Below are 5579 nucleotides of genomic sequence, written 5' to 3' on the forward strand. Positions count from 1 at the left end.
ACGTAGTCGATACAACCGGTTGTGGTGATGTTTTTCATGGTGCCTTTGTATTTGGCCTTTTGAAAGATTGGGATATTCTTTACACGGCTCGTTTTGCTAATGCTGTTGCTGCCCTAAAGTGTACTAAATTAGGAGGGCGTACGGGAATTCCCAATTTGGCACAAGTTCAGGAATTTATAGAAAAATATAAAAATTCAAAAAAATAACTCAATTGAGAGATTAAAAATCTTTTTGAAAAATTACCACCATACCTTAAGAAGTGGTGCTTTTATGATTAATGGTTTAAGAAATTCAATGGCCTTTTCACAACCATCTTCCCTTGACATCACTGGATCTTCATGTTCAAAAGAGAGAACATAATTATACCCAACACTTAACAAAGCACTCATAACCTTTTTCCACTTTACGTCACCCCAACCGGGAACACGAAAGCGAAAACCACGATCCGGTCTCATCCAAGAACCAGTAGGGATAACTCCTGAGCGTCGGACCTCGTCTTCTTGTATTTCTGAATCTTTAGCATGAGCATGAAAAATCCTTTCTTTAAAGGTTTTAATAAAAACAACTGGATCAATAAGTTGCCATATCAAATGACTCGGATCAAAGTTAAAACCAAAGTTGTCTCTATTATCCAAAGCTTGAATTGCCCGCTGAGCGGTTTCAATATTATAGGCAATCTCATTGGGATGAACTTCAAGGGCAAACTTCACTCCATATTTTTTAAAGGTATCTAAAATATCTCCCCAACGATCTGCAAATACTTCCCATCCTTTTTCATATAACTCTTCATTCTTAGGGGGGAAAATATACCATTTGTCCCAGACATGGGAACCTACAAACCCACAAATAACAGGAACCTCTAATTCAGAAGCAGCCTGTGCGGCTTTTTTCATCATTAAAATAGCATATTTTATTTTTTCTTTCGTATCAGGCAATGGAGCAAATTCGTCGGTGGACTCGTCATGTGGTCCTAAAACTAATTGGCCTGGCATTCCGCAATTTAAAGCGGAAATATCAAGATTATTTTTTTTGAGTATTTTCTTAACTGAACGATCTCCTTTTAACACTTTTTCAATATCAAGATGAGTATTTCCTTCCCAGGCAGGTAGTTCAACCATTTGGTACCCTAAAGAAGAAATATACTGAGCAACATCTTCAAGAGGTTTATCTTGAAATAAATTGGTAAAAATACCAATTTTCATTAAGATTCATCTCCTTTGACCAACTAATTCTTTATTTTTACCATCTTTTTCTTCGTCCAGTATAGACAATTACTAATATCAAGAGGAGTAAGCCTAAAGTGATCTGTCGAACAGCTTCAGTGGTTCGGAGGGCAACTAAAATACTGTTGAGGGTAGTGAGTATGATACAACCAGTTACCGCGCCAATGTAATTTCCGTTCCCTCCAGCAAGAGATATTCCTCCGATAGCCAGAGACGCTATTGAGGGCATGGTGTAAGTTGCTCCGAGATTAAGGTAAGGGGTTCCAGTATAGCTCAGTAAAAAAAGACCAGCTAAAGCAGCTATAGCACCACAAATTCCGTATACAAATACTCGGAATCGCTTGACCCTAACTCCACTCAGTTCTGCCGTTAAGCTGTTGGACCCAACCCCATAAAGAAGGTTTCCCCATTTAGTTTTTTTAAGAATGAAAGAAGCAATGATTATTAATAATATCCATAATAAGATGAGATAGGGTATATTAAAAATTTTCCCGTTTCCAATAGTTTCTAATAAAGGCGGAGCATTCCCTGTTGGAAATCCTTTAGTTATGATAAGTGAAGTACCTTCTACAACACTAGCCATGGCTAAAGTCATAATAATAGGAGGAATATCAATATATGAGATAGCCAGTCCGCTAATCAATCCAAACGCTAACCCGACCGTAGGTGTAAAAAGGAGAGCTTTCGGAATATTAATATTTTGTCCGTTGAGAAAAAAAGCTGATAAAACAACACCAATAGAGAGGATTGAGCCAACCGATAAATCGATGCCTTCATTTCCTGATAAGACAACTAAGGTTTGTCCTAAGGCGACAATACCCAGAAAAACCGAAAGCCTAAAAACGGACATCACATGAGAAAAACTAATAAAACCGGGAAGAATAACTTCTCCTAAAACAAACAAAAGAATGATTGCATAAAAGGATATAGCTAATTTAGAAAACAAAAATTCCTTCGGTGTTATTTTATCTGAAATCAAAACTGGAGAATTGTTATTGTTCATTGTTTATCTGTCCTCGTTTTAAAGTGAACGGGCTTTCAGGAATTTTGGAATAGCTCCAACCGCAAGGGAGAAAATAATTATAATACCTTTCATAAATTCCTGATAAAAAGAGGTTATATTGGCAAAATAAAGAACATTTATGAGAAGTCCAAGAATTAACCCTCCCATAATCGGTCCAATAATGCTCCCCCTTCCACCAGAGAATGAGAGACCTCCAATAATGGAAGCAGCAACCGAGTTTAGGCTAAAACTGAGACCACTACGAGCATCCCCAGTAGCCGTTTGAGCCACCACACAAATAGCTGCTAAAGCGATAAAGATGCCACTCAATAAAAAAACCTTAATTTTAGTGAGGAACACGTTTACACCATTGGCATAGGCAGCTTCTTCGTTCCCTCCCACAGCATAAATATGTTTAAAAAATCTGGTTTTACTCATGAAAAAGAGGAAGCAAAAGGCTCCGATAAGAAAAAGAAGAACAACTGGAAAACCTGGGAAGAGATCACTTCGATACATTTTACTAAAATGACTTGGTATATAGCCTCCAGGCGTTGGCATAAAAAAGAGAGCAATTCCGAACCAAAGCACTGAGGTAGCATAGGTGGTTAACAGAGGAGGAGGGCCGAAATAACTGATGATGAAACCATTGATAAAGCTCATTAAAAGCGCTAATCCTGATCCGATAAACACCACGATAACCATACTCAATAATGAATCACCCATAAGAGAAGCCATGAGCACAGTTATTAGAGATATAGTGGCTCCTAAAGAAAGATCTACACAACCCACCAAAATGACTAAACCTTGAGCAATACTGGTTAAAATAAGGGGAGTAAAGGTGAGTAAATTTGATTTAAAAGCTCTATAGGTAAAGAAGTTGTGCTGAAGAAAAGCATTAAGGAAAATTATAGCAATTAAAATAAGAAAACTTGGGAAAGAAGGATTTTGGTATATACTTTTCCAGTTTAGTCGATTTTTCATTTTTACCAAATTTTCTCCAATAAATTTCTTTTTTTTAAGGAATTACTGTACTCGCAGCGAACAGGCAATCAAATTTTCCTCGCAAATTCCTTCACCACAAATTTCTTCAACAATTTGCCCCTCAAAAACTATTAAAACTCGATCACAATTCGCAATCAGTTCTTCATTATCGCTTGCATAAAGTAAAACTGAAACACCTTGATTTGATAAATCAGCAATTATTTTATAAAGATTTCTTCTGGTTTCTACGTCAACACCCTTGGTAGGGTCATTAAGCAGTAATATTTTTGGAGAAAGGGATAACCATTTGCCAATTACTACTTTTTGCTGGTTGCCACCGCTGAGATGAGAGACTAATTTTCTTGGATCGGGAGGTATTAGTGATATAGTTTGGATGGTTGTGGTGACTGCTTGATGCAACTCTTTTAAGGGGAGAAGAAACTTTTGCTTTTTTAGTGCGACCTGAGGGTATATAAGGTTTGTGAAAACATTGTGATTGAGAAAGAGCCCTTCCTTTTGACGATCGCCTGGCACTAAAAAAATTCCACGCTTGATTGCTTGTCCAGAGTTTTTTAAAAATACTTCTTGATTATTCATTTTGATTTTCCCAGAGGTTTTTTTCAGATAACCAGATAGGATGAGAAGAATTTCTTCTTGACCTTGGCCATTCAAACCACCTAATCCGACGATTTCTCCCTCTCGAATTTTAAAAGTAACATTATGGAGTTTTTCTTTTTTTGAAAGATTATCCACTTCAAGAACAAATTGATGAGTATCAAAGCTTCGATAAGATCGTTTTTCGTGGATGCTTTTTTCATTTTCTTTTTTTCCGGTAATAAGGGGAATGATCAACCTTTCGTCTCTTGGCTGTTGATGAAAGTCAACTTCACCAACGGTTTTCCCATTGCGGAAAGCAACTAAACGATCGCAGATTTTGGTTATTTCCCAAATCCGATGGGAGATAAAGATTACCGATACCCCGTTGTTTTTTAATTGATTTAGTTTTTCAAATAATATATCAACCTGTCTAAACCCCAGCGAAGCAGTTGGTTCGTCAAGAATTAGAATTTTTGGATGACGAGATAGAGCTTTAACGATTTCTAAGAGTTGTTTGTCTGAAGGTGCCAATTGGGATACTTTGTCATAAAAAGAAATATTTACCTGAAGTTCTTGAAGAGCTTCTTTGGCTCTATTAAGAGCTGCTTCTTTTTTGAGAATTCCTAAGGGGGTGGTGAACTCTCTTCCTAAATTAATATTTTCCCAAACCGTCATTTCCGGTATGAGGCTGAGGTTCTGATGGACCATCGAGATCTCAAGTCTTTCGGCTTCAAGGTGTGATTTTAAGCTAATTTGAGATCCATAAAGGTAGAGCTGACCTGAATCAGGATGTATGAGACCACTGATTATTCGTGCAAAGGTAGTTTTACCGGAACCATTCGCTCCGACTAGGCCACAAATTTCCCCTTGGTTGAGGGTAAAATTAGCGTCAGAAAGAGCTACTACTCCATCAAAACTTTTTTTTAGGTTTCTCGCTTCAAGAATGAAAGACATTGGTTAGATCCAGTATTTACGTTCAGGGCCAGCAAAACCCAGCCCTGAACGTAAATTTATATGTATTGTTACTCAAAGAGAGTATCAAGTTCTTCTTGACTATACCAGGAATTCACGTAATAGGAATCCGCCCAGTCCTTATATTGATCATAAATCTCATCAATATTATTATTATCGACAATTAGATTTGGTTTCGTGTAAATGATGTGACCATTGACTAAGACTTCGTCTTTCAGCTTTTTCCCTTGTAAAAGCCTCAAGCCTATACCCAGGGCATTATTTACATAACCGGGGGGATTAACGATTCCAACGGTATCAAAATCAACAGCGTCTTTCATCTCTTTCCATTTTTTAATGAAAGCTATTTGAGTTTCACCAGTGACCACTGGAATCTCTCTGCCGGCAGCTTCGAAAGCTCGAATAATTCCTAAAGTCATTCCATCTTGGGTAAGAACACCGTCTATTTGGGGGAAAGATGCCAGGAGATCACTCATAACCTGTTGTGCAGCAGCCTGGTCCCAGTTACCATTAGCTTTCGCCAAAAGTTTAATATCAGGGTATTTGGCCAGTACTTTTTCGGCGGAAACGTCTCTTTCGATATTTCCAGGTTGATCGGCAATTCCACTGATGTATACTATATTCCCTTTTCCACCAAGCTTTTCACAAAACCATTCAGTAAGAGGGGCCATCCACCAATCTTGATTCATAAAAACATCAAGAACCTTTTCGTTATCAATAGGCATGTCATAAACAACAACTGTGATCCCTGCTTCTTGAGCTTCTTCCATGACCGGGTTTAATGCTGTTGAAGAATTGGGATT

The 5579-nt window shown here is 37.7% G+C and carries 6 protein-coding genes; 1 reads left to right on the top strand and 5 read right to left on the bottom strand.

Translation table 11 applies throughout. The features are described 5' to 3' along the window. Positions 1-206 (top strand): PfkB family carbohydrate kinase (locus PLK24_RS07640; RefSeq protein ID WP_324477846.1); only part of this gene is annotated, 206 nt, incomplete at its 5' end. A gap of 33 nt (positions 207-239) precedes the next feature. Here PLK24_RS07640 and PLK24_RS07645 read toward each other — a convergent pair. The 5 genes from PLK24_RS07645 to PLK24_RS07665 form a co-directional block, all read right to left on the bottom strand. Further along, positions 240-1202 carry a sugar phosphate isomerase/epimerase family protein gene (locus PLK24_RS07645; protein WP_324477848.1) on the bottom strand — a complete coding sequence of 321 codons (963 nt, stop codon included), beginning with the start codon at positions 1200-1202 and terminating at the stop codon, positions 240-242. 37 nt (positions 1203-1239) lie between these two features. Then, on the bottom strand, positions 1240-2226 hold the full coding sequence (locus tag PLK24_RS07650; protein ID WP_324477850.1) for an ABC transporter permease: 987 nt from the start codon (positions 2224-2226) through the stop codon (positions 1240-1242). 18 nt (positions 2227-2244) lie between these two features. After that, positions 2245-3207 carry an ABC transporter permease gene (locus PLK24_RS07655; RefSeq protein WP_324477852.1) on the bottom strand — a complete coding sequence of 321 codons (963 nt, stop codon included), beginning with the start codon at positions 3205-3207 and terminating at the stop codon, positions 2245-2247. A 42-nt stretch (positions 3208-3249) separates the two neighbouring features. Next, complete coding sequence (locus PLK24_RS07660) at positions 3250-4758, bottom strand: sugar ABC transporter ATP-binding protein (protein ID WP_324477854.1); 1509 nt, start codon at positions 4756-4758, stop codon at positions 3250-3252. Between the two features lie 68 nt (positions 4759-4826). Next, positions 4827-5579, bottom strand: a 753-nt coding sequence (locus tag PLK24_RS07665) for a substrate-binding domain-containing protein (RefSeq protein ID WP_324477856.1), incomplete at its 5' end; no start/stop codon positions are given.

Source organism: Atribacter sp. (assembly GCF_035418125.1).
Lineage (GTDB): Bacteria > Atribacterota > Atribacteria > Atribacterales > Atribacteraceae > Atribacter > Atribacter allofermentans.

What these genes read in the sequence shown, in the direction of transcription:
- PLK24_RS07645 (WP_324477848.1), bottom strand. Translation starts at nt 1,202, where the DNA reads ATGAAAATTGGTATTTTTACCAATTTATTTCAAGATAAACCTCTTGAA.
- PLK24_RS07650 (WP_324477850.1), bottom strand. Translation starts at nt 2,226, where the DNA reads ATGAACAATAACAATTCTCCAGTTTTGATTTCAGATAAAATAACACCG.
- PLK24_RS07655 (WP_324477852.1), bottom strand. Translation starts at nt 3,207, where the DNA reads ATGAAAAATCGACTAAACTGGAAAAGTATATACCAAAATCCTTCTTTC.
- PLK24_RS07660 (WP_324477854.1), bottom strand. Translation starts at nt 4,758, where the DNA reads ATGTCTTTCATTCTTGAAGCGAGAAACCTAAAAAAAAGTTTTGATGGA.